This is a genomic window from Streptomyces sp. NPDC054842, assembly GCF_053611025.1.
Window position 1 is genome coordinate 93,193 of record NZ_JBSGZN010000023.1, and the last position, 24,538, is coordinate 117,730.

A 24,538-nucleotide genomic window follows, 5' to 3' on the forward strand; every position below is an offset into this window, starting at 1 on the left:
GCCGCCCGCCGCGATCACGGCGGCGGCGCGCCGTGTCCGCCCCGTAGCCACGTACTCCACACACCCGGAAGCGCGGGAGATCGTGTTCGACTTTCTTGAAGGTTACGACGTCCTCGGGGCGTTCTGGATGACGGTGAAACTCACCGTCCTGTCCGCCATCGGCTCGCTGATCTGGGGCACGCTCCTCGCCGCGATGCGGGTCAGCCCGGTCCCGCTGATGCGCGGGTTCGGCACCGCCTATGTGAACATCGTCCGGAACATCCCGCTGACCGTCATCATCGTCTTCACCTCACTCGGTCTCGCCGACATCTTCGGCATGACGATGGGCGCACCCGACAACTTCGACGATCAGAGCTTCCGGCTGGCCGTGCTCGGTCTGATCGCGTACACCGCCTGCTTCGTCTGCGAGGCGATCCGGTCCGGCATCAACACCGTGCCGGTCGGCCAGGCCGAGGCCGCCCGCGCCCTGGGCCTGAGCTTCAGCCAGGTGCTGCGGCTCATCGTGCTTCCGCAGGCCTTCCGTTCGGTGATCGGCCCGCTGGCGAACGTCCTGATCGCGCTGACCAAGAACACCACCGTGGCCGCCGCCATCGGCGTCGCCGAGGCCGCTCTCCTGATGAAGAAGATGATCGAGAACGAAGCCCAGACCCTCGCCATCGGCGCGGTGTTCGCCCTCGGCTTCGTGCTCCTGACCCTGCCCACCGGTCTCATCCTCGGCTGGCTGAGCAAGCGACTGGCGGTGAAGCGATGACCTCCGTCCTCTACGACGCCCCGGGCCCCCGCGCCAAGCGGCGCAACGTGGTCCTCTCCGGTGTCTTCTTCGTGCTGCTCGCCCTGGTGCTGTGGTGGGTCTGGACGAAGCTGGACGAGAAGGGCCAGCTGGAGTGGGCGCTGTGGGAGCCTTTCACCACGGGTCAGGCCTGGACGACCTATCTCCTGCCGGGCCTCGCGGACACCCTGAAGGCCGCGGCGCTCGCCATGGTCATCGCCCTTCCGCTGGGCGCGGTCTTCGGCATCGCCCGCCTGTCGGACCACCGCTGGGTGCGCGTCCCGGCCGGCGTGGTGGTGGAGTTCTTCCGCTCCATCCCGGTGCTGCTGCTGATGCTCTTCGCCAACGAGGTCTACGTCCGCTCCACGGACGTCACCAGCGAGATCCGGCCCCTGTACGCGGTCGTCACCGGCCTGGTGCTCTACAACGCCTCGGTCCTCGCGGAGATCGTCCGGGCGGGCATCCTCTCCCTCCCCAAGGGGCAGTCCGAGGCCGCCATGGCGGTCGGCCTGCGCAAAAGCCAGACGATGTCCAGCATCCTGCTCCCGCAGGCGGTCACGGCCATGCTCCCGGCCATCGTCAGCCAGCTCGTCGTCATCGTGAAGGACACCGCACTCGGCGGTGTGATGATCGGTTTCACCGAGCTGCTCAGCGAGCGCGCCACGCTGGCCGCGAACTACGCCAACGTCATCCCGAGCTTCATCGTCGTCGCGATCCTCTACATCGTGCTGAACTTCATCCTCACCAGCTTCGCGAGCTGGCTGGAAGGCAGGCTGCGCCGCAGCAAGAAGAGCACCGGCGCGGTCCTCGGCACCAAGGACGTGGAAGAGATCAACGCCGCCGAGGTAGGTGGCACCTTCGGAACCGGTGCCGGAGGCGGCGGGGTCTGACCCACGCCGGGCCGTCTGGCCCGACCCGGCCGCATGACGGTGGCTCACGGCGGGACACCGCGCACGATGCGACCGCCCCGGCCGACGGCCGTCCCGGCGGCAAGGCTCAAGGCTCCTGACGGGGGCGGCAGGACTCCTGCCGCCCCCGTTCGCCGTCCTGGCCGACACGAGGAGCCCACGGGTCGCCCGCATGTGCCTGGCTTCACGGGAACGAGCAGGCCACCCGCACGTCCCGCTCCCCCACGGCTGGAACAGGCAGCCCGCCCGCCCGTCCCGCTCTTCCACGGCAAGAACAGCTAGCCCGCCCGCACGTCCCGCTGGCGGCGGCGGCCGCTCCGCCGGTGCCCGGACCGGCCGGCAGACGGGCGAGGGGCGGGCGAGGGGCGCGTGCCGGCCGGACGGCACGAGCCGCACCCCGCCCGGGTGTCGTCCGGCGTCCGGCCGGGGACCCGCTGCCTCCGTCACTTGACGCAAGCACCGGCAATGGGTTGCATACGTTCTGTGATCGTGCACCCCGCTCCAACTGCCTGTTTCCGTACGTCTTCGAGGACTCCGCTCCGGGCAGGGGGCACCGCGTCGTGGATCCGGTGATCATCGTCGGCGCGGGGCCCGTGGGGCTCACGCTCTCCCTTGCGCTGGCCCGTCACGAGGTCCCGTCCGTGGTCCTCGACGAGAGCCCGGGCAAGGACGAGCAGCGGTTGGCACGCACCGTCGTCCTGCGCGAGGACACCGCCGCGCTCGTCGAGCGGCTGACCGGCTTCCCGCTGGACGCGGCCGGTCTGCGTTGGGCCGGATGGCGGTCGATGCGGCGCAAGCAGGTGATGCGCGAGATCAGGTTCGGCGGGGACGACACGGCCGCCGCGGAAGGCGGCGCGGAGCGTTCCGGTGGCGCCGTGGTGCCGGCGCAGAAGCCCGGCGGCGGGCGCGGCTCCGTCGGCGCGGGTGGCTACGGCGCCGCCCAGGGCCCGGCCGCCGCCCAGGGACCCGTCGACGCCGGTCAGGCGCCGCCGCTGCACCTCGCCCAGCACGTCCTGACCGCCGTACTGCGCGAGGCCGTCGCCCGCGAGCCGCTGGTCAGGATCGCGGTGAACAGCCGGCTCGACGCCCTGGAGCAGGAGAAGTCCGGCGTCAGCGCCCGCACCCGCGGACCCGAGGGCACCTGGTGGCGCGGCAGCCACCTGGTCGCCTGCGACGGTCTGCGCTCGACCGTGCGCAAGCTCCTCGACATCCGTTTCCCGGGGCGTACGGCCGTGGAGCGGCACGCCGTGGCGGCGCTGCGCACCGAGCTGCCCTGGCCCGGCGAGGCGGTGCTGCACCGGATGCCGCCCTGGCGGACCTCGGGCCCCTCGGCCGGTGAGGTGACCGGACGCCCGCTGCCGGACGGTGTCTGGCGTCTGGACTGGCTGCTGCCGCCGGGCAAGGACCTGGTCACCCCGGACCTGCTGGTGGCCCGCATCCGGGAGACCCTGGCCGGCTGGGAGGGCGGCCCGACACCGCCGTACGAGTTGCTCGACACCGGCGTCCACACCGTCCACCACCGCCTCGCCCGCCGCTGGCGCGTGGGCCGGGTCTTCCTCGCGGGAGACTCCGCGCACCTGCTCGGCGCGCTGGGCACGCAGGGCCTGGACGAGGGGCTCCGGGACGCCGACAACCTCGCCTGGAAACTGGCCCTGGCCTGGCACCACGGCCCGCACGAGGCACTACTCGACAGCTACCAGGCCGAGCGCCGCGCCGTCGTCGCCGCCCGGCTCCGCGCCGCCGACCAGGCGCTCCCGCTGCTGCGCGGGGGCGGAGGGCTGCGCTCGTACGTCCCCGGCTCGGCCCGCGGCCACGACGCGCTGCTCACCGACGGCCACCTGGGGCGCGGCTCGCTGGGCGCGCCGGGGGCGTACGCCGATTCGCCGCTCGCCCCCGAGCCCAGCGAGGCGGCGGCCGCGGTCGCCACGGCGCCGGGCTCGCCGGTGACGGACGTACGGGTGACCGCCGAGGACGGCTCCTTCGTGCGGCTCCGCGACCGGCTGGGCCGGGCGGCGCTGCTCGTGGTGCTGATCGCGCCGGGAACGGGCGTGTGGGAGCGCAAGCACTGGGTCTCGGCGGGGATCATGCCCCGGCTCGCCGCCGCCGTGACCGCGCTGCCGCATCCGGCCGAGCTGCTGGTCGCGGAGAGCTATCCGGGCGCCGCCGCGCACACCGTGCTGCTCGTCCGGCCCGACGGCCACCTGGTCACCGCGCTCAGCGGCGTCCGCCCGGCCGACCTCTACGCGGCGGCCGAGGCGACCCTCGGCGGACCGGCACGGACGGGGGCGCAGGCGACCGCGGGCAAGAGCTGAGGCGCGGGCGCGTCCGGGTCGTGGCGCGCTCGACGCTCCCTCGTACGGGCCCGGAGTGGGCGCGCTCCACGGCTCCGCGGACGCGCCGGGGCGCCCAGCCACCGTCCCGCCGCGACCCCGCCGCGGGCGTCCCCCGAACCGGAACCGAGCGGCGCTCGGGCCGGACGCGAGCCGCCGTGCTGACGGGCCAGGTCACCCGGTGTCCGGCCGACTCCCGGGCTGCCGCGCGGTCCACATGGTGACAGTGAGTTGAACCGCCCGCGTCGTCGTGGTCTACTCCCGATCGTGACCGACACCTGCGTGCACCTGTGGCGGAGGGTCCACATGGACCTCGTCCGCTATGCGGGCTGCGTGTGTCGTCCGTCCTGCTGAATTCGCCTCTTTCCTCCCGCGTGCCCGCCGTCCTCGGCGCGGCGCGCCCCCACGCGAAAAGCCCAGGACGGTACCCGTGTCTGTGTCCCCCTCTGTCTCCGCCCCCGCGCACACCCCCACCCAGGCCGAACTGCTGGACTTCGTGCGCCGCGCGGCCGCCGACGCCGCGCTGATCGGCTCCCTTCCGCTCGACCCCGAGGGCCGTACCTGGGTACGCCTCGAAGGCCCCGGCGGCAGCGAGGCGTGGCTCATCGGCTGGCCGCCCGGCACGGGGACCGGCTGGCACGACCACGCCGAGTCGGTCGGCGCCTTCCTCATCGCGTCGGGCGAGCTCAAGGAGAACTCGCTGGCCGCCCGTCTGCCCACCGACGGCTGGCGGACCCTGGAACTCACCGAGGGCGTGGACCGGGAACGGCGCCTGACCGCCGGCAAGGGCCGCTCCTTCGGCCGTCACCACGTGCACGAGGTGCTGAACGAGTCCACCGAGGAGCACGCGATCTCCGTGCACGCCTACTATCCGCCCCTGCCGCAGATCCGCCGCTACAGCCGTACAGGCCAGGTGCTGCGTCTCGAGCAGGTCGAGCGTCCGGAGGACTGGCAGTGAGCACCCACCCCGAACTCCCCGTCGGCATCGACGAGTTGCTTGAGCGAGTCCGCGAGGGCCTCGACCGCGTGACGGCCGGGGAGGCGTACGACGCCGTCCGCACGGACGAGGCCCTGCTGGTCGACATCCGGTACGCGGCCCTGCGCGAGCGCGACGGACTCATCCCGGGCGCCCTGGTCGTCGAGCGCAACGAACTGGAGTGGCGCCTGGACCCCCAGGGCAGCCACCGCGCGCCGGAGGCCACGCACCATGACCTGCGCGTCGTGGTCGTCTGCAACGAGGGCTACGCGTCGAGTCTGGCGGCGGCGTCGCTGCGGCAACTGGGGCTGCGGCGGGCCACCGATCTGATCGGCGGGTTCCAGGCATGGAAGGCGGCCGGCTTCCCCGTGACCGCTCCCTCACACGAGGACGGCCCTGCGGCGCCGGGACAGGTTCCGGCACCGTAGGGCGGCTTCCGCACCGGAGTGCGGTTCCCTACTTCCTCATAAAGAGGACGGTCCTACGGCGCCGGTGCGGGTCCCGGCACCGTAGGACCGTCCTCCGCACCGAAGTGCCGGTTCCGGCGGTCGTACGCGGAGGTGGGTGCCCCTTGCCGTAAGGGGCGCCCACCATTGCGTATCGCTCCTTACTCCTGGGCGGTGGCCACGGTGACCGGGCGGATCCGCAGGGCCACCCGCCCCGGCACGGCGGTGGCGACGAGGGCCAGCGTCCCGGCGGTCGCGATCACGGCGACGTACACGAGCGGCCGGACGGCGGGTACCGCGCCTCCGGTCATGCCGGCGCTGAACGCCGTGAGGACCGCGAAGGCGATGCCGCTGCCGAGCGCGGTCGCCAGCAGGAGGACCGACAGCGCCTCGGTGCGCAGCATCCGCAGCACCTGGCGGCGGCGGGCACCCGCGAGGCGGAGCATCGCGAACTCCCGGTAGCGCTCGGACACCGACATGGCGAGCGTGTTGACGACGGCGATGGCGGTGAAGGCCAGGACCAGCCCCATGGCCAGGTAGTTCACCACGGCGTTCGCCTGCTGCCGTTCGGCCTGCACGGAGTCGGCGGCGGCCGGTGCGAGCACCTGGACGCCCGGGAAATCACGGAGCGTGGTCGCGAGTTGTCCCTGTGTGCGGTCGGTGCCGACCAGCACGGAGGAGGCGAGGGGGTTGTCCACATGGCGTGCGACCAGGTCGTGGGCGAGGGTGAGGTCGCCGAAGCCGAGACCCTTGGCGTAGACGGCGGCGACGGTCAGTCGGACGGGCGTGCCGTCACCGAGGGTGAGTTTCAGGGTGCTGCCGGGCTTCAAGCCCTTGTGATCGGCGGCGAGTTCGCTGACGGCGACCGTGTCGTTCCTGAGTCGGGCGAGGGACCCCGCGGTGACGTCCGGGTTCCAGGTGCGGGCGAGTCCGGCCGGGGTGACGCCCTGGGCGGCGTACTTGTCGAGGCCGACGCGGACCGTCGTGCGGACGATCTCGGTGACGGTGTCGTGCTGCTCACGCAACTGCCGTGCGGCCTCGGCCGGCACGCCGGGGCCCTGGGCGGCCACCACCCAGTCGGCCTGGATGCCCTCGCGGGCCTGCGCCCGGGCGGCGTCGCCGAGGGTCGGCTGGACGAACAGGACAGTGCAGGTCATGCCGATCAGGAGGGTGAGCGGCGTGACGACGGAGGCCATGCGGGTCGCGTTGCCGCGCAGGTTGGCCCTGGCGAGCCTGCCGCCCGGGCCGAGCAGCCGCAGCGGGCCCCCGAGGACCGCAACCGCTCCCCTGACCAGCAGCGGACCGAGCAGCGCGACGGCACCGGCGGGGACGACGACCGCGAGGAAGGTGACGGGGGTCGAGGCGGGCTCCGTGCGCAGGCCGCTGAGCACGGCGATCAGGACGACGCCGCCCGCCAGCGTCACGAGCCCGGCGAGGATCCGCCCCCAGGCCGGACGGGTGCGCTCGGCCCTGGCTTCGCTGAGCGCTTCCGCCGGACGGATGCGGGAGACCCGTCGTGAGGTGATCCGGGCAGCGGCCCAGGCACCGAGCAGGGTGGCGGCGACCGCGGCGAACAACGGGAAGACGCTGGCCTTGTGTTCCAGCGTGGCGGGTACGGCGTCCATGGCCACGAAGCGGCCGTGCAGCCAGGCACCGAGCGGCAGACCGAGCAGGGCACCCGTGGTGCCGGCGAGCGCGCCGACGATCAGGGCCTCCCGGCCGAGGAGGGCGCGGACCTGACCCGAGGTGGCGGCGATGGCCCGCAGCAGGGCGAGTTCGCGGTGGCGCTGCTGCACGGAGAGAGCGAAGGTGCCGACGACCACCAGGACCGCGACGAGCAGGGAGGTGCCGCCCATGGCGCCCCCCATGCTGACCAGCCTGACGCGGGCGTCCGCCGCGTCCAGGAACTCCACGGGTCCCCGGTCCGCACCGGTGCTTACCTGCGCGGTCGTGCCGCGCAGCGCCTTGGTGACGGCCTTCTCCAGGGCTGCCGTGTCCGTGCCCTTGGCCGGGAGGACGCCGAACGCGGTGACCTTGCCGGGGTGCGCCGCCAGACGCCGGGCCTCCTCGGCGGAGAAGAAGAGGGCGGTCTGGTGGCATACCGCTCCTCGCGGTGCGGCCACGCCGCTCACACGGTACGTGCGTGGTGAGCTCGTGGACTGGACGGTGAGGCGGTCGCCGGGCTTCAGGTGAGCGCGTTCGGCGAAGTGCCGGTCGACGACGAGTTCACCGGCCGACCGGGGCGCCGTGCCGCCGGTGAGCCGGTAGGGGGTGAGGGCGGCGGAGTCCCAGGCGTGACCGTAGGCGGGTCTCGACTTCTCGACACCATCGCCGTCCGGCATCAACGGCTCTGCGAGGAAGGTCAGTTCGGGGATCACGCGGCCGACACCGGGGGCGTCGCGCAGGCGTGCGGCGAGGCCTTCGGGGAGCCAGGCCCGCTCGGCGATCGGCTTGGCCTTGTGCTTGACCTTGGTCTTGCCCTTCTTGTGCTTGACGGTGGTCTGGTGGACATTCTGGTCGGCGGAGACGACGACGGGGGCCGCGGCGTAGCGCTCCGTGCCGATCGTGCCGCGCAGTCCCGTTTCAAGGAGGGTGCCGCAGGCGGTGATGAGGGCCGCGGCGCACATCAGGGCGAGGAAGGCACCGAGGAAACCGCCCTTGCGGGCGCGGACGGTGCGAAGGGCGTAGCGCAGCATCATGACGGATCGGCCTCGCTTGTGTGGTCGGGCATCTCATGGCTGCCCGGGCGGGTGACACAGATGGACTCGACGGGAGCGGTCCCTGCGGAAGCAGGCGTGGGGGGAGCGGTGGTGGCGGGAACGGTTCCGGTGGGAGCGGCCGAGGGGGGAGCAATCGTGGGCGGCGTGACTTCGGCGGCCGTGTCGCCGACGGAATCGGCGGCGCTGTCGGCGGGAACGGCGGTACCGTCCGCGGGATCTGCGGCGGGGAAGGCCAGGAACCGGGTGAGCACCGTGCGGGCGCCGGCCGGGGTCGCGTCGTCGGAGCGCTTGTAGCGGTTGAGCAGGGCGATGTACTCCTCGAAGAACTCCCGGAGTTCCGGCAGCGTCAGCCGGATGGCGCCGCGTGAGTACGGGAAGGCGTCGGCCCACGGGTCGTCGGCCCCGCTCTGCTGGAGCTGCATCCGCTCGAAGAGTTCGAGGTCCGCGGCGTACGCGTGATGGTTCAGCTCGTCCATCACGAGGCGCATCTCGGGGCTCTGGCGGCTGCGCGGCGGGAACCGCCGGTCGCCGGGTACCGCTCGCCACCAGCGCTCGCGACCGTGGCCATTCGCCTCGGTCGTCTCCTCCACGAAGCCGTAGCGCGCCAGTTCACGCAAGTGGTAGCTGGTCGCTCCGGTGTTGAGTCCGAGCGCGCGGGCGAGTGTCGCCGAGGTGGCGGGACCGTGCACCGTGAGGTGCTGGAGCATGCGCTGCCGTCGGGGCTGCGCAAGCGCCTTCAGTGCCCCGAGGTCGGAAAGCTCGACGGGGGCGGGCGACGTCTGCGGAGATTCCTTCGCGCCGGGTTCCTGTGCCATGCGTACACAGTCGTCTGTGCACAGGTGCCTGTGCATTGCGGTGGCCCGGCGTCTTGGACGGGGGTTAACCCCACCTCGGGCAGAGGGAGTTGCCGCGACCGCGGTACGGAGGCGGTGTGGCGGGGGTTAGCCGTCGGGCGGGGTTAGCCGTCGGGCGGGGAGTAGCCGTCGGGCGGGGAGCGCCATGTGCGCGGCGACCCGCAGCCGGGTACGCGCGAGGCGCTGCTACACCGCTGCGCTACACCGCCAAAGTCCCGAGCGCGGTCGGCGCCCCCGCGCGTCCACCGAGTACAAGGCCGTGACCGGACCGTCGGCGAGGGTGCTGGTGTGAGATACCCCGGCCAGCACGGCCCGGCTCGCCCACCACGGAGCGGACCGCCGTCTGTTACGCCCACCGCGACCCGCCGTCCAGACCCCGAAGACGGTCGACACCCCCGCGCGTCCACCGAGTACAGGGCCCGTGACCGGACTGCCGGTGTGGGCGCCGATGTTGGCTACCGGGGCCAGACCTGCCCGGCCACCACGGAACGGACCTCATCCGTCACGCCCACTGGCCCCGCGTCCAGTCCCGAACGATCGGCACCCCCGCGCGTCCGCCGAGTTCAGGGGCCGTGACCGGACTGCCGCTGCGCGCGCCGCTCCGAGCTACCGCGGCTGGAGCGTCACGCCCGCCACGGAACGGACTCCCGTCGTCACACCCGCCGCGCCGTCACGCGCACCGGGCCCGACACGGCTGGCCGGTCTCTCACACGCGCCTACTCCGGCACGCCCGTCCGCTTCCGCACCCACACGCCAAGTCGCCACGCCCGCCCCCGCTCTGACGCATTCCCGCTCGTGACGCCCACCTGCTCCGGCACCCCCGCGCAGTCGTCCCCGCACGACCGCTTCGGCACGCCTGCCCAGCCGCCGTGCCTACCCCGGCGGGCTCCCCCGCCCCGGACGCAAGCCGCTTCCCCATCGACGACGACCAGGGCGTCCCGGGCCTTCCCCGGGGGTCAGTAACCCTCGTCCCCCAGCCCTTCCGTGTCCTCGCCCTCTTCCTCCAGGGCCTGTCGGACCACCCGGAGCGCCATGCCCTCGGAGTAGCCCTTGCGGGCCAGCATGCCCGCGAGTCGGCGCAGCCGCTTGTCGCGGTCGAGGCCACGGGTGGAACGCAGCTTGCGGGCCACGAGCTCGCGCGCCGTCGTCTCTTCCTGCTCGGAGTCGAGCCGGCCGACGGCTTCGTCGATCAGCGTCGAGTCCACCCCCTTCGTCCGCAACTCCCGCGCGAGCGCCCGGCGGGCCAGGCCCCGGCCGTGGTGCCGGGACTCCACCCAGGCGTCCGCGAAGGCGCTGTCGTTGATCAGTCCGACCTCCTCGAACCGGGACAGCACCTCCTCCGCCACGTCGTCCGGGATCTCGCGCTTGTGCAGCGCGTCGGCCAGTTGCCTGCGTGTGCGCGGGGTCCCGGTGAGCAGGCGCAGGCAGATCGCCCGTGCCTGCTCAGCCGGGTCCCGCGGGGGCTCCCCCTTCTCGGCCCTCGACGAGAAAGGGGGGCCTCCGTCCTGTGCGGTGGAGGTGTCACCGGACGGGTCGCCGAATCCCCCGCGCCGCCGGCGGCCCCGGTTTCGTCCGCCCCCGCGCGGACCCCCGTCACCCGACCGCCTGCCACCGCCGCGGCGCGGTCCGCCCGCCGACGCTCCCTCACCGTCGGCAGGGCCCCCGTCGGCTCCGTCGCCGAACGGCCCGGCAGTGCCGTGAGCGTCACCGTCGTACGGCCCTTCGGCGTCGTACACCTCGGCCTTCCACCCGTCGCCGTCCGGGGACGGAGTGCCGTCCCGTCGGGACGACCGCCCTTCGGGGGCGACGGGTCCGGCGTACTCGGCCCAGTCGGTTCGCCGTGTCACGGACTAGCTCTTCGCCGCCGCGGCCTTGGCCTTGGTCGTCTTGGCCGCGGGAGCGGGCACCGTCTTCGCCGCGTCGTCCGAGGCGACCGGGGCCGCCGCGTCCGCACCCGGCTCGGCCGCTGCGGGCTTCTCCGGCTTCACTCCGACGCCCAGCTTCTCCAGGATCTTCTTCTCGATCTCGTTGGCGAGGTCGGGGTTGTCCTTGAGGAAGTTGCGCGCGTTCTCCTTGCCCTGGCCGAGCTGGTCGCCCTCGTACGTGTACCAGGCGCCCGCCTTGCGCACGAAGCCGTTCTCCACGCCCATGTCGATCAGGCCGCCCTCGCGGCTGATGCCCTGTCCGTAGAGGATGTCGAACTCGGCCTGCTTGAAGGGCGGCGCGACCTTGTTCTTCACGACCTTGACGCGGGTGCGGTTGCCGACCGCGTCGGTGCCGTCCTTCAGCGTCTCGATACGGCGGATGTCCAGACGCACCGAGGCGTAGAACTTCAGCGCCCGGCCACCGGTCGTGGTCTCCGGGGAGCCGAACATCACGCCGATCTTCTCGCGGAGCTGGTTGATGAAGATCGCGGTGGTCTTCGACTGGTTCAGCGCGCTGGTGATCTTGCGCAGGGCCTGGCTCATCAGACGGGCCTGGAGACCCACGTGCGAGTCGCCCATCTCGCCCTCGATCTCCGCGCGCGGCACCAGGGCCGCGACGGAGTCGATGACGATGAGGTCGAGCGCGCCGGAGCGCACCAGCATGTCGACGATCTCCAGGGCCTGCTCGCCGTTGTCCGGCTGCGACAGGATGAGGTTGTCGATGTCGACGCCGAGCTTCTTCGCGTACTCGGGGTCGAGGGCGTGCTCCGCGTCCACGAACGCGACCTGGCCGCCCGCCCGCTGGGCGTTGGCCACCGCGTGCAGGGTCAGGGTCGTCTTACCGGAGGACTCCGGGCCGTACACCTCCACGACGCGGCCGCGGGGCAGGCCGCCGACGCCGAGAGCGACGTCGAGGGCGGTCGAGCCGGTGGGGATGACCTCGATGGGCTCGTTCGGCCGCTCGCCCAGGCGCATCACCGCGCCCTTGCCGAATTGCCGTTCAATCTGTGCGAGCGCGGCGTCCAACGCCTTCTCGCGGTCGGTTCCTGCCATGGGTTCCACCCGATTTGCTTGAGTCGATCGCTTCACGTCAAAGACGCTAACGCCTGCCACTGACAATGCGCCTCGACGGCCGCCCGCCCTGTGGATAACTCGGACACTTCTGCCTGAATCCCCGTCGAAAGCCCGGCCGGAGACTCCATAAGAATGGATGTTCGATTTCAGTGTCAAGCGCACCACGCGGGCTCACGGCATGCGAGTGACCCTACTTGCGGCCCCCGACACCGAGCCGGACGTCGAGCGCTCCCCCGCCACGAAACCGAGCACTCCCCCTCCCTGAAACCGGGCGCTTCCGCCCGCCCGACATCGGGCTCGGCGAGCGCTCCCGGACCCCGGCTCCCCTGCTCCCAGCCCGGCCCTCGCCCCGCTCCGAGTCCGGCCGCCGCCCCGCCCCTACTGCCCTACTGACCCGCCCCTACTCCCGAGGGCGTACGGCAGGAGACTTCGGCCGTACGACGACCCCGAGGGCCCGTCCCGCCGAAGCTGAGCCCATGGAACGTCGCAGCGGCTCCCGCACCCCCGTCGGCATCGCCGTCCCGGCGCCCGCTCCCCCGGCCGCACCGCTCACCGCCCGCGCGGGCGCACGTGCCCCGTGGCGCCCGGCACGTGCCGCCGAGCGCCTCTGCTACGGCACCGGCATCGCGCTCACCTTGTCCGGTCTGGCCCACCTGGCGGTGTTCGCCGTGGACGGCGGCCCGTGGGACGGACCGGTCTCCTGGCGCAAGCCCGTCACCTTCGGGCTCTCCTTCGGACTGACGCTGATGGCGGTCACCTGGGTCACCTCGTATCTGCAGATGGGGGCCCGGCCGCGGACCGCGCTGCTCGTCGTCTTCGCCGCGGACTGCGTCCTGGAGGTCGGCGGCATCACCCTCCAGGCCTGGCGCCGGGTGCCCTCGCACCTCAACATGGAGACCGCCTTCGACACCGGGGTGTCGATGACGCTCGCGGTGGGCGGCGGCGTGCTCGTCGTGGTGCTCACCGCGTTCGCGCTCGCCTCGTTCCGGCGGCCGCCCGACGGCCCGGCGGGGATGCCGCTGGCCCTGCGTGCCGGGTTCGCGATCCTGCTCGTGGCGCTCCTGTCGGGAGCCGCGATGATCGCGCGCGGCGTCGTGCTCACCCGGACCGGCCACCAGACGGCGGCGTACGACTCGACGGCACCGCTCAAGCCGCTGCACGGCGTCAGCCTGCACGCCGTGCTGGTGCTGCCGGCGCTGGCCTGGTTCCTCTCGCGCACGTCGTGGAGCGACCGGACGAGGCGGCGGCTCGTGCTCGCGGCGGTGGCCGGTTACGGGACGGCGGTGGCCGCCGCGGGGGTGTGGGCGCTGCTCGGCCCCTGAGGGCTACTCGTCCCCGGACTCCGGCTCCTGCCCTGTGCGCAGCCCCCGCGCGCGTCTCAGGAGGCTGCCCGGTCTGCGCCCCCGGTGCCCGTGGACCCGCGGGTCGTCCGTGACGTCGTACCGCTTGACGTAGGCGCCCAGGAACGCCTGGAGCGTGGCGACCGCCGGGATGGCGACGAGCGCGCCGACGGCGCCGAGGAGCGCGGTGCCCGCGATGACCGAGCCGAAGGCGACCGCGGGGTGGATGTCCACGGTCTTCGAGGTCAGCTTGGGTTGCAGCACGTAGTTCTCGAACTGCTGGTAGACCACGACGAAGAGCAGCACCCACAGCGCGTACCAGGGGTTGACCGTGAAGGCGATCAGCATCGGCAGGGCGCCCGCGAGATAGGTGCCGATGGTGGGGATGAACTGGGACACCAGGCCGACCCAGACGGCGAGCACGGGCGCGTAGGGGATGCCCAGAGCCTGGAGGAGGACGTAGTGCGCGACGCCCGAGACCAGTGCCATCAGACCGCGCGAGTACAGGTAGCCGCCGGTCTTGTCGACGGCGATCTCCCAGGCGCGCAGCACCTCGGCCTGCCGGGCGGGCGGCAGCACGGAGCAGAGCGCGCGTCGCAGCCGCGGCCCGTCGGCGGCGAAGTAGAACGAGAACAGCGCGACCGTCAGCAGTTGGAAGAGGCCGCCCAGCACCTGCGCGGACACGTCCAGAACGCCCGTGGCGCTGTTCTGCACGTACTTCCGCAGCCAGTCCGAGTGGACCAGGCTGTCCTGGATGTCCACCCGTCTGAGATCGGTGTGGAAGGTCCCGTTGATCCAGTTGATGACCGAGTCGAGGTACTCCGGGAACCCCTCGACCATCTTGATGATCTGACCGGCGAGCATCGAGCCCAGGAGGGTGACGAAACCGGCGGCCACGACTATCGCGCCGAGGAAGACGAGGAAGGTCGCGAGCCCCCTGCGCATCCCGTGGCCGGCCATCCAGCTCACCGCGGGCTCGATCGCGAGCGCCAGGAAGAACGCGATGAGGATGTTGATCAGCAGGCCGGTGAGCTGGTGGAACGCCCAACTGCCCAGCTGGAAGACGGCGACGAGGGCGAGGGCGAGCACCATCGCGCGCGGCAGCCACCGGGGCATGCGACCGCCCTGCCCGGCGGCGTCCCCGGCCGGAGGACCTGCGGGCGGCGTCGTGCCGAGCGGCGACGGGTGCTGGGCGACCTGCGAGGTCTCGTCTGTCGGGGCCACGGTGCAAGTCTCGCCCACGCCACCGACAATCGGCTCCACTCGTCCGATCTCGTGACCCTTCAGCGGCTCGGGGCGCCGGGTTCACAAGCTTCACGGACCCCGGCGGCCGGACTCACAGGCTTCGCGGACTCCCGGCGGCCGGGCTTACAGGCTTCGCGGACTCCCCGCGGCCGGGCTTACAGGCTTCGCGGACTCCCGGCGGCCGGACTCACAGGCTTCGCGGACTCCCGGCGGCCGGACTCCGGCGCGGGCTCCGAGGCCCGTCGGCGCCCGCGGCCCTGGCCCGGCTTTCGCTTTCCCGACGTGTCAGCGGTTCTCGTGCGGCACGTTCATGGCCGTGCACACGACGCGCCACACGTCCTTGGCCTCCCAGCCCGCGTCCAGCGCCTGCCGCACCGTGCGCCCGCCGAGTTCCGTCATCACGTGATCGCGCGCGAAGGTGTCGGCGTACCCCGCTCCGAAGTGATCCGCCATTCGCTGCCAGAAGACCGTCAACCGCATGACTCCAGTATCCCGCCCCTGAGAGTGGGCCCCGGCCGGTACCCCTTGCCGGAAACGCTTTCCGCCCTACGGTCTGACCCATGGCCGAAACCGGAGCATCCCCACTCCCCCCGACGCCCCCGGCGCGCACCCCGCTCTCGCGCGCCGAGCACTTCGTCTGGCTCACCGCGCGCGTGCTGGAGCAGCGGCGGTTCACGTACCACTTCCTCAACGACGGCGAAGGGAACGCCGACGCGGTGGAGACCGCGCTGGCCGCGTACCGCAACGAGGACGGCGGGTACGGTCACGCGCTCGAACCCGACCTGCGCGGTCCCGTGAGCCAGCCGCTGCACACCGCGCACGCGCTGCGCGTGCTCGACTCCATCGGGCGGTGCGGCGGACAGCGGGTGGAGCGGGTGTGCCGCTATCTGACCTCCGTGTCGACACCGGACGGTGCCCTGCCCGCGATCCATCCCAGCCAGCGCGGCTATCCGGCGGCCCCGTTCGTGCCGGTGGTGGACGACCCGCCGAGCGATCTGCTGGCCACCGGCCCCGTGGTGGGCCTGCTGCACCGCAATGAGGTGTGGCACGCCTGGCTGTTCCGGGCCACCGACTTCTGCTGGCAGGCGGTGGATTCCCTGAAGAAATCCCATCCGTACGAGATCGAGGCCGCGGTCGCCTTCCTGGACGCGGCGCCCGACCGCTCGCGCGCGGAGGCCGCCGCCGACCGGCTGGGCCGACTGGTGCGCGAGCAGCGGCTCGCGGTGCTGGATCCGGCCCGTCCGGACGCGTACCCGGTGGCCCCCGGTTACGCGCCCGGCGAGCACCACTTCCCGTACGACTACGCGCGGACGCCGGACTCCCTCGCGCGCGCGTGGTTCACGGACGACGAGATGGCCCGCTCCCTGGAGCATCTGGCGGGCGAGCAGCGGGAGGACGGCGGCTGGCCGGTCCGCTGGCGCCAGTGGGCGCCGGGGACGGCCCTGGAGTGCCGCCCCATGGTGACGATCGAGGCACTGCGCACGCTGCGCGCGTACGGGCGGCCGGTGGGCTGACGGTGCCGGCGGGCGCGGCCCCGCCTGCCGGACGGACCAGGCCGTCTCGGCGGAGCCGCGTTTCACCCGGCCGCACCCCGTCACCGTGGCCGACCACCGGGGCATTGGCGCCCGGGCCGCCGCCCCGTCGCCGTGTCGGCCCTCTGGCTGACGCCCCACACGGCGACGGTCCGCCGCCGTGGCCGGCCCCCGGGCCGAGGCCACCCGACCGCCGTCCCACCGCCCCGTCAGCCCGTCAGCGCCCGCACCCCGGCCGTCACCGCCACCGCCGCCACCACGACGAGCAGGAAGGGCGCGCGCAGGAGCAGGGCCACCGCGGCCGCCGCGAGTCCCGCGGCCCTGGCGTCCAGCACCAGCGCGCGTCCGTCCGCGAAGGTCTGCTGGGCCGTGAGGGCCGCGAGCAGGGCGACCGGCAGGAGTGCCGCGAGGCGCTGGACGAGGGGCCGTTCGAGGACTCCGGCTGGGACCAGCAGCCCCAGGAGCTTGACGAGGTAGCAGCCGACGGCGGTGACGCCGATCGCGATCCAGATGTTCACCGGTCTTCCTTCCGTTCTTCGCCGGCCTCGGTCGCCCCGCGGCGGCCGGTCGCCCACAGGACGGCGGGGGCGGCCAGCGCTGCCACCAGGACGGGCACGCCGGCGGGCAGGACGGGGAGCAGGCCGAGTCCCAGGACGACGGCGACGCCCGCCACCGCGCGCTCGGTCCCGGACTTCAGCATCGGCGCGAGGAGCGCGAGGAAGACCGCGGGTCCGGCGGCGTCCAGCCCCCAGGCGTCGGTGTCACCGATGGCCTCGGCGCCCATCGCGCCGAGCAGCGTGGTCAGGTTCCACAGCACGTAGAGCGTGAGGCCGGTGACGGTGAAGCCGATACGGACGCTGCGCCGCGTGGGCTGGGCGAGCGCCACGGCGGTGGTCTCGTCGATGACCCACTGCGCGGCGAGCGGCCGCAACGCGCGCGGGAGGGCCAGCAACTGCGACAGACGGAGCCCGTAGAAGGCGTTCCGCACCCCCAGGAAGAACGCTCCGGCCGCGGCCGTCAGCGGGTTGCCCCCGGCGGCCAGCGCGCCCACCAGCGCGAACTGGGAGGCGCCGGTGAACACCAGGAGGCTGAGCGCGCAGGTCTGCAACAGCGTCAGCCCGCTGCCCGCCGAGGTCACCCCGAAGGCGAAACCGGACAGGCCGACGGCGACCCCGACTCCGAGTGCGTCTCGTACGACGGCGGCGTCGGGTTTCCCCGCGTGCCTTCCGTGCCCGCCTGTGTCCTGGTCGACTCCTGCTCCCCGGATATCCTCCGCGTCTGCGTCCCGTCGGGTCCGGCCGCCGGGACCGCCGGGTCGGTCCTGGCCGCGTGTGTCTGCGATCGCTGGTTGTTCTCCCACACCCGTGACGGTAGGAGAAGCCCGTCCGGTGGGTCTTGTACGTTCTTGCGCGGCCGGTCGCTGCCGCGCTCGCGCACGCCTTCGGCCGTCTTCCGGCGCTCCCGCTGGTACGCCCCCGGAGGCACCCCCACGATCCGCGTGAAGTGGCGGTTGAGATGCGGCTGGTCGGTGAAACCGACCGCGACCGCGGCCTCCACGGGGGTGGTACCGGCGTCCAGGAGGTGCCGTGCCCGGCGTACCCGGGCGTCCGTCAGCCAGGTGTGGGGCGGCATCCCGTAGGTGTCCCGGAAGGCGCGCAGGAGCGCGAACGGGCCGGCACCGAGGTCGGCGGCGAGCCGCTCCAGGGACGGCGGGTCGGCCATGCGCTCCTCGAGCACGGCACGCGCGCGTGCCGCGATCCGGGCGCCCGCGGTGCGTACCGCGCGGCGCGGCATCGGTCCGCCGTTCAGCCGCAGCAGCCGGGTGACGGCCACCCGCAGGAGGGTGTCGGCGGCGAGCGCGTTGCCCTCGTCGGCCGCCCGGAGCACCTGGTGGACCAGGCCGGCGGCGTACGGGTCGTCGAGCACCGGGCTCGTGAAGCCGGGCGTTCCCTTGATGCGGGTGGTCTCCGCGGCGATCTCCGCCACCAGGTCGGGCGACGGGTACACGGCTCCGTACCGCCAGCCCTCCGGGACGCCCGCCCGGCCCGTGTGCGGGGTCTCCGGATTGACCAGCGCCAGGGAGCCGGGGCCCGCGTACTGGTCGGCGCCGCCGTGATGGAAGACCTCGACGCCTTCGGAGATGGCGGCGATCACGAAGTTCTCGTGGGTGTGCCGCACAAAGATCTTTTCTACGTAGCTGGCGCGCAGCAGGTCGACACCGGGCAGCTCCGCGTACTGCCAGTGCCGTGCCCGCTCCCCGGAACCCGCCATGTCCTCCATTCTGCGCCCGCCCCCGCCCCTGCCCTCCCCCCGCCGCCGCACACGCCTCGTTTCCGCAGGTCAGGCGCGATGTCAGTGGCCGGGTGCAGGATGGACGCATGGCGAGCTCTGCGCATCGAGCCCTGGAGGGCTTCTCCCCCGCGACCCGCGGCTGGTTCACGGGGGCCTTCTCCGCGCCCACCGCGGCCCAGGCCGGTGCGTGGCAGGCGACCCGCGAGGGCTCGGACGTGCTGGTGGTGGCCCCGACCGGTTCCGGCAAGACCCTGGCCGCCTTCCTGTCCGCGCTGGACCAGCTGGCGTCGGCCCCGCCGCCGGCGGACCCGAGGAAGCGCTGCCGGGTGCTGTACGTGTCACCGCTCAAGGCCCTCGCGGTCGACGTGGAGCGCAATCTGCGCAGCCCGTTGACCGGTATCCGGCAGGAGGCGGTCCGGCTCGGCCTGCCCGAGCCGGAGGTGAAGGTGGGCATCCGCTCCGGGGACACGCCTCCCGCGGAGCGCCGCGCCCTGTCCACCCGCCCGCCGGACATCCTGATCACGACCCCGGAGTCGCTGTTCCTGATGCTCACGTCGGCCACGCGCGACGCGCTGAGCGGCATCGAGACGGTGATCCTGGACGAGGTGCACGCCGTCGCGGGCACGAAGCGCGGCGCGCACCTGGCGCTGTCCCTGGAGCGCCTGGACGAGCTGCTGCCCAGGCCCGCCCGCCGCATCGGCCTGTCGGCCACGGTGCGCCCGGTGGACGAGGTGGCCCGCTATCTCTCACCGCGCCGCAAGGTGGAGATCGTCCAGCCGCCGTCGGGCAAGGAGTTCGACCTCTCCGTCGTCGTCCCGGTCGAGGACCTGGGTGAGCTGGGCGGTTCCCCGGCCTCCGACGGCAAGGAGGGAGCCGAGAAGCCCTCCATCTGGCCGCACGTGGAGGAGCGGATCACCGACCTCGTCCTGTCCCACCGGTCGACGATCGTGTTCGCGAACTCGCGCCGCCTGGCGGAGCGCCTGTGCAACCGGCTCAACGAGATCGCCTACGAGCGGGCCACCGGCGAGCCCCTGGACGAGCACCACTCCCCGGCAGAGCTGATGGGCGGCTCGGGCGCGGCCCAGGGTGCCCCCACGGTCATCGCCCGCGCCCACCACGGTTCCGTCTCCAAGGAGCAGCGCGCCCTCGTCGAGGAGGACCTCAAGGCCGGCCGCCTGCCCGCGGTGGTCGCCACGTCCAGCCTGGAACTCGGCATCGACATGGGAGCCGTGGACCTCGTCGTCCAGGTGGAGTCGCCGCCGTCCGTGGCCTCCGGCCTGCAGCGCGTGGGCCGCGCCGGTCACCAGGTCGGCGCGGTGTCCACGGGTGTCGTCTTCCCGAAGTACCGGGGCGACCTCGTCCAGGCCGCCGTGGTCACCGAGCGGATGCGCACCGGCTCGATCGAGTCCCTCCGGGTCCCGGCCAACCCGCTGGACGTGCTGGCCCAGCAGATCGTCGCCATGACCGCCCTCGACAGCTGGCAGTTCGACGACCTCCTGGCCACGGTGCGCCGCGCCGCCCCCTTCGCCGCGCTCCCGGAGTCGGCGTTCACGGCCGTCCTCGACATGCTCGCGGGCCGCTATCCGTCGGACGCCTTCGCGGAGCTGCGTCCGCGCGTGGTGTGGGACCGGGTCACCGGCACGATCACCGGCCGCCCCGGTGCCCAGCGCCTCGCCGTCACCTCCGGGGGCACGATCCCCGACCGCGGCCTCTTCGGCGTCTTCCTCGCGGGCTCCGACCCGAAGAAGGGCGGCGGCCGGGTCGGCGAGCTGGACGAGGAGATGGTCTACGAGTCCCGGGTCGGCGACGTCTTCACACTGGGCACCAGCTCCTGGCGCATCGAGGACATCACCCGCGACCGGGTCCTCGTCTCGCCCGCGCCCGGTGTCCCCGGGCGGCTGCCGTTCTGGAAGGGCGACCAGCTGGGCCGCCCCCTCGAACTGGGCCGCGCGCTCGGCGCGTTCCTGCGCGAGGTCGGCTCGCTGTCCCAGGACGCCGCCCGGGTGCGGCTCCGCGCCGCCGGCCTCGACGACTGGGCCGCGGACAACGTGCTGTCGTACCTGTCCGAGCAGCGCGAGGCCTGCGGGCACATCCCGGACGACCGCACGATCGTCGTCGAGCGGTTCCGTGACGAGCTGGGCGACTGGCGGGTCGTCGTGCACTCCCCCTTCGGCGCCCAGGTGCACGCCCCCTGGGCGCTCGCGCTCGGCGCCAAGCTCTCCGAGCGGTACGGCATGGACGCCCAGGTGATGCACGCCGACGACGGCATCGTGCTGCGGCTGCCCGACGCCGACCTGATGGGCATGGACCTCCTCGACCAGGAGCCCGTCAAGCTCGGCCGGGAGTACGACGCGGAGCAGGCGCCCGTCGGCGCCGCGGACGTCGTCTTCGACAAGGGCGAGGTCGACCAGGTCGTCACCGACCAGGTCGGCGGGTCGGCCCTCTTCGCGTCCCGGTTCCGCGAGTGCGCGGCCCGCGCGCTGCTGCTGCCCCGCCGCAGTCCGGGCAAGCGCACCCCGCTGTGGCAGCAGCGGCAGCGCGCGGCCCAACTGCTCCAGGTGGCGAGCGAGTTCGGTTCGTTCCCCATCGTCCTGGAGGCGGTCCGCGAATGCCTCCAGGACGTCTTCGACGTACCGGGCCTCACGGAGCTGATGGGCGACATCGAGTCGCGCAAGGTGCGCCTGGTGGAGGTCACCACACCGGAGCCGTCGCCCTTCGCCCGCTCCCTGCTCTTCGGGTACGTCGCGCAGTTCCTGTACGAGGGTGACTCGCCGCTCGCCGAGCGGCGCGCCGCCGCGCTGTCGCTGGACTCGCGGCTGCTGGCGGAGCTGCTGGGACAGGCGGAGCTTCGCGAGCTGCTCGACGCCGACGTGCTGACCGAGCTGGAGCGGGAGCTCCAGTGGCTCACCGACGACCGCCGGATCAAGGACGCGGAGGGCGTCGCCGACCTGCTGCGCGTCCTGGGCCCGCTCACGGACGCCGAACTGGCCGAGCGCGGCGCCGAGCCGCAGTGGGCCCAGGAGCTGGCCGGGGCGCGCCGTGCCATCAGGGTCAGGATCGCCGGTGCCGAGCACTGGGCGGCGATCGAGGACGCCGGCCGGCTGCGCGACGCGCTGGGCACGGCCCTGCCCGTCGGTGTCCCGGAGGCCTTCACCGAGCCGGTCAAGGACCCGCTGGGCGACCTCCTCGCCCGGTTCGCGCGCACGCACGGCCCGTTCACGTCGGCCGCCGCAGCGGGCCGCTTCGGGCTCGGCACGGCCGTCACCGAGGGGGCGCTTCAGCGGCTCGCGGCCAACGGACGTGTCGTGCAGGGCGAGTTCCATCCCGCGGGCATCGGCCAGGAGTGGTGTGACGCGGCCGTCCTGCGCCGCCTGCGCCGCCGGTCCCTGGCCGCGCTGCGCCACGAGCTGGAGCCGGTTCCGCCCGCCGCGCTCGCGCAGTTCCTCCCGCAGTGGCAGCACGTCGACAGCGGGCACGGCCTGCGCGGGGTCGACGGACTGGTCCGTGCCGTCGAGCAGTTGCAGGGCGCGTCCGTGCCGGCGTCCGCGCTGGAGAAGCTGGTCCTCCCGTCCCGCGTGTCGAACTACACGCCCGCGATGCTCGACGAGCTGACCGCGGCCGGGGAGATCGTCTGGGCCGGCGCCGGTGCCCTGCCGGGAAAGGACGGCTGGGTCTCGCTCTACCTCGCCGACGCTGCCCCGCTCCTGCTGCCGCCGGCGCACCCGCTGGAGCTGACGGCGCTGCACCAGTCCGTGCTGGACACCCTCTCCGGGGGCTACGGCCTGTTCTTCCGTCAGATCGCCGACCAGGTCCGCGCCACCACGCACCCCGACGCCACCGACCCCCAACTGGCCGAAACGGTCTGGGACCTGGCCTGGTCCGGCCGTCTGACGAACGACACCCTCGCGCCGATGCGCGCCCTGCTGGGCTCCGGGCGCACCGCCGGTTCCACGGCCCACCGCGCGAAGCGCGCCGTCCCGCGCGGCCGGTACGGCTCCCTGACGGCCGCGGCGCGCTCCCAGTCCCGTACGGGCCCTCCGACCGTCGCGGGCCGCTGGTCGCTGCTGCCCGAGCGTGAACCCGACCCCACCGTGCGTGCCCACGCGCTGGCCCGCACGCTGCTCGACCGCCACGGAGTGGTGACCCGGGGTGCCGTCGCCGCGGAGGGCGTCGAGGGCGGCTTCTCGGCGGTGTACCGCATCCTGTCCGCCTTCGAGGAGACCGGGCAGGCCCGCCGCGGTTACGTGGTCGAGGGCCTCGGTGCCGCGCAGTTCGCGATGGACGGCGCGGTGGACCGCCTGCGCGCGGCGGCCAACGCAGGGGACCGGGGCGAAGCCCTGCCCGCGGAGGACTTCGCGTCGCCGTTCCCCGCGGCGGACCCCGGCTTCCGGCCCGACTTCACCACAGGCTCGGCGAGCGGCCCGGACTTCGGGTCCGAGTTCCCCGAGGAGACGGGACGCGGCCCCGCGGTCCCCGCAGCGAACGGCAGCGATCCCCACGGTCGCGCTTCCGACCCCTTCGCCGCCTTCGGCACACCCCCGGGCGCCGGCTTCCTCGACGGCACCGACGGCTCCGGCGCGGCGGACGACTTCCGGTTCCCCGGTGACGGCCAGGGCGCCTCGGACGACTTCGCCTTCCCCGGTGACTTCGGCTCGCCGAACGGCTCCGACCCCTTCGCCACCGGCCCCCGCCCGGGCCGCCCCGGCCGCCCCGCCGGGAACCGCGGCTGGGGGAACGGCGCCTCCCCGAGAGGCGGCGCCCCCGGCGGCCGCTCCCGGCCGAACGGCACCAGCCGGGCCGTGGTCCTGGCGGCCGCCGACCCCGCGAACGCCTACGGCGCGGCACTGTCCTGGCCCGAGCCCCCCACCGGCGCCGGCCACAAACCGGGCCGCAAGGCGGGTTCCCTCGTGGTCCTGGTCGACGGCGAGCTGACGCTCTACATGGAGCGGGGCGGCAAGACCCTGCTGGCCTGGCCCTCCACGCCCGAGTCCGAGGCCACCGACGACCCCCGCCTGCGGTCCGCCGCGGAGGCCCTCTCCCTGGCGGCCCGCGCGGGCTCCCTCGGCACCGTCACCGTGGAGAGGGTGAACGGCGCCTCGGCACTCACCGCCCCCCTCGGCACGCTCCTGGAAGCGGCGGGGTTCATCGCGACCCCGCGCGGCCTGCGGATCCGCGCGTGAGCGGGCCGACGCCTCCGGCGAAGCCCCCGCACCCGTGCCACCCTTGACCCATGCCCGAAGGAGACACCGTCTGGCTGGCCGCGAAGCGACTGCACACCGCCCTCGCGGGCACCGTGCTGATCCGCTCCGACCTGCGCGTGCCCAAGTTCGCCACAGCCGACCTCACCGGCCGCACCGTCCTGGACGTGACGCCCCGCGGCAAACACCTCCTCACCCGCGTCGAGGGCGGCCTGACGCTCCACTCGCACCTGCGGATGGACGGCTCGTGGAAGGTGTTCGAGAACGGCCGCCGCTGGACCGGCGGCCCCACCCACCAGATCCGCGCCATCCTCGGCAACGCCGACCGCACGGCCGTCGGTTACCGCCTCCCCGTACTGGAACTGCTGCGCACCGCCGACGAGGAGCGGGCCGTCGGCCACCTCGGCCCCGATCTCCTGGGCCCCGACTGGGACCCCGACAAGGCCCTGGCCAACCTGCGGCGGGAACCCGCCCGAGCCCTCGGCGAAGCCCTGCTCGACCAGCGCAACCTCGCCGGAATCGGCAACGTCTACAAGAGCGAGCTCTGCTTCCTCCTCGGCGTCACTCCCTGGCTCCCCGTCGGCGAACTCCCCGCGGACCGTGCCTCCCTGCTGACCCCGCTGGCCCACAAGCTCCTCCAGGTCAACCGGGACCGCCCGAACCGCGTGACCACGGGCCGCCCCGAGCAGAAGCTGTTCGTGTACGGGCGCGCCGGCCGCCGCTGCCTGCGCTGCGGGACGCGCATCCTGGTGGCCGAGCAGGGCGACGGCTCCCGCGAGCGTCCCACCTACTGGTGCCCCTCCTGCCAGCCCGGCCCCACACCGCCCGGCACGGCCCCCGGGACCGCGGGCCCGACGACGCGCAGCGTGCCCCGCTGACCCCGACCCCGTCGCGGGGCGGCCGGAATGCCACCCCGCACGACTAATTGA

General features: G+C 73.5%; 18 protein-coding genes and 1 pseudogene. 10 read left to right on the forward strand and 9 right to left on the reverse strand.

Annotation, left to right across the window (positions count from 1 at the left end):
• Positions 1 to 82: 82 nt before the first annotated feature.
• From ACWGIS_RS19650 to ACWGIS_RS19675, 6 genes are all read left to right on the forward strand, one after another.
• Positions 83 to 751, forward strand: a complete 669-nt coding sequence (locus tag ACWGIS_RS19650) for an amino acid ABC transporter permease (RefSeq protein WP_453363702.1) — start codon at positions 83 to 85, stop codon at positions 749 to 751.
• Entirely contained in the window at positions 748 to 1,659 is a 912-nt protein-coding gene (locus tag ACWGIS_RS19655; RefSeq protein WP_453363703.1) for an amino acid ABC transporter permease, read from the forward strand. The genes ACWGIS_RS19650 and ACWGIS_RS19655 overlap by 4 nt, the downstream gene beginning before the upstream one ends.
• Before the next feature lie 578 nt (positions 1,660 to 2,237).
• A complete protein-coding gene (locus tag ACWGIS_RS19660) occupies positions 2,238 to 3,989 on the forward strand; it encodes an FAD-dependent monooxygenase (RefSeq protein WP_453363704.1) in 1,752 nt (583 codons plus the stop codon).
• A gap of 300 nt (positions 3,990 to 4,289) precedes the next feature.
• A complete protein-coding gene (locus ACWGIS_RS19665) occupies positions 4,290 to 4,361 on the forward strand; it encodes a putative leader peptide (RefSeq protein ID WP_311710492.1) in 72 nt (23 codons plus the stop codon).
• 76 nt (positions 4,362 to 4,437) lie between these two features.
• Positions 4,438 to 4,965, forward strand: coding sequence for a cysteine dioxygenase (locus ACWGIS_RS19670; protein ID WP_453363705.1), 528 nt, complete (start codon positions 4,438 to 4,440; stop codon positions 4,963 to 4,965).
• Complete coding sequence (locus tag ACWGIS_RS19675; RefSeq protein ID WP_453363706.1) at positions 4,962 to 5,411, forward strand: rhodanese-like domain-containing protein; 450 nt, start codon at positions 4,962 to 4,964, stop codon at positions 5,409 to 5,411. Before ACWGIS_RS19670 ends, ACWGIS_RS19675 begins: the two co-directional genes overlap by 4 nt.
• A gap of 179 nt (positions 5,412 to 5,590) precedes the next feature.
• Here ACWGIS_RS19675 and ACWGIS_RS19680 read toward each other — a convergent pair whose 3' ends face one another.
• The 4 genes from ACWGIS_RS19680 to recA all read right to left on the reverse strand — a co-directional run bounded on the left by ACWGIS_RS19680 (position 5,591) and on the right by recA (position 11,981).
• Positions 5,591 to 8,128, reverse strand: a complete 2,538-nt coding sequence (locus ACWGIS_RS19680) for an FtsX-like permease family protein (protein WP_453363707.1) — start codon at positions 8,126 to 8,128, stop codon at positions 5,591 to 5,593.
• A complete protein-coding gene (locus ACWGIS_RS19685) occupies positions 8,125 to 8,964 on the reverse strand; it encodes an ArsR/SmtB family transcription factor (protein ID WP_453363708.1) in 840 nt (279 codons plus the stop codon). Before ACWGIS_RS19685 ends, ACWGIS_RS19680 begins: the two co-directional genes overlap by 4 nt.
• 995 nt (positions 8,965 to 9,959) lie before the next feature.
• The gene (gene recX / locus ACWGIS_RS19690) at positions 9,960 to 10,850 is read right to left on the reverse strand and encodes a recombination regulator RecX (RefSeq protein ID WP_453363709.1); all 891 of its coding nucleotides are present in this window, start codon (positions 10,848 to 10,850) and stop codon (positions 9,960 to 9,962) included.
• A gap of 3 nt (positions 10,851 to 10,853) precedes the next feature.
• Positions 10,854 to 11,981 carry a recombinase RecA gene (gene recA, locus ACWGIS_RS19695; RefSeq protein WP_453363710.1) on the reverse strand — a complete coding sequence of 376 codons (1,128 nt, stop codon included), beginning with the start codon at positions 11,979 to 11,981 and terminating at the stop codon, positions 10,854 to 10,856.
• 497 nt (positions 11,982 to 12,478) lie between these two features.
• Here recA and ACWGIS_RS19700 point away from each other — a divergent pair, with 497 nt between their 5' ends.
• The gene (locus tag ACWGIS_RS19700) at positions 12,479 to 13,324 is read left to right on the forward strand and encodes a hypothetical protein (protein WP_453363711.1); all 846 of its coding nucleotides are present in this window, start codon (positions 12,479 to 12,481) and stop codon (positions 13,322 to 13,324) included.
• A gap of 3 nt (positions 13,325 to 13,327) precedes the next feature.
• On the opposite strand, the gene ACWGIS_RS19705 is transcribed toward ACWGIS_RS19700, so the two are convergent.
• Positions 13,328 to 14,566 (reverse strand): AI-2E family transporter, encoded by a 1,239-nt coding sequence (locus ACWGIS_RS19705; RefSeq protein ID WP_453363712.1) that lies wholly within the window; start codon positions 14,564 to 14,566, stop codon positions 13,328 to 13,330.
• Between the two features lie 306 nt (positions 14,567 to 14,872).
• Positions 14,873 to 15,067, reverse strand: a complete 195-nt coding sequence (locus ACWGIS_RS19710; protein ID WP_453363713.1) for a DUF3046 domain-containing protein — start codon at positions 15,065 to 15,067, stop codon at positions 14,873 to 14,875.
• 80 nt (positions 15,068 to 15,147) lie between these two features.
• Here ACWGIS_RS19710 and ACWGIS_RS19715 point away from each other — a divergent pair, with 80 nt between their 5' ends.
• Positions 15,148 to 16,101 (forward strand): hypothetical protein, encoded by a 954-nt coding sequence (locus ACWGIS_RS19715; protein ID WP_453363714.1) that lies wholly within the window; start codon positions 15,148 to 15,150, stop codon positions 16,099 to 16,101.
• A 227-nt stretch (positions 16,102 to 16,328) separates the two neighbouring features.
• Here ACWGIS_RS19715 and ACWGIS_RS19720 read toward each other — a convergent pair whose 3' ends face one another.
• The 3 genes and pseudogenes from ACWGIS_RS19720 to ACWGIS_RS19730 all read right to left on the reverse strand — a co-directional run.
• Complete coding sequence (locus ACWGIS_RS19720; RefSeq protein WP_453363715.1) at positions 16,329 to 16,637, reverse strand: AzlD domain-containing protein; 309 nt, start codon at positions 16,635 to 16,637, stop codon at positions 16,329 to 16,331.
• Positions 16,634 to 17,386: an AzlC family ABC transporter permease gene (locus ACWGIS_RS19725; RefSeq protein WP_453363732.1), complete on the reverse strand. Its 753-nt coding sequence runs from the start codon at positions 17,384 to 17,386 to the stop codon at positions 16,634 to 16,636. Before ACWGIS_RS19725 ends, ACWGIS_RS19720 begins: the two co-directional genes overlap by 4 nt.
• Before the next feature lie 254 nt (positions 17,387 to 17,640).
• Positions 17,641 to 18,399 (reverse strand): annotated as a pseudogene (locus ACWGIS_RS19730) (AraC family transcriptional regulator); the annotation flags it as partial.
• Positions 18,400 to 18,497: 98 nt separating this feature from the next.
• Between ACWGIS_RS19730 and ACWGIS_RS19735 the strand changes: the two are divergent.
• Both ACWGIS_RS19735 and ACWGIS_RS19740 read left to right on the forward strand, forming a co-directional pair.
• Entirely contained in the window at positions 18,498 to 23,591 is a 5,094-nt protein-coding gene (locus tag ACWGIS_RS19735) for an ATP-dependent helicase (protein ID WP_453363716.1), read from the forward strand.
• Positions 23,592 to 23,641: 50 nt separating this feature from the next.
• Positions 23,642 to 24,487 (forward strand): Fpg/Nei family DNA glycosylase, encoded by an 846-nt coding sequence (locus ACWGIS_RS19740; protein ID WP_453363717.1) that lies wholly within the window; start codon positions 23,642 to 23,644, stop codon positions 24,485 to 24,487.
• Positions 24,488 to 24,538 lie beyond the last annotated feature (51 nt).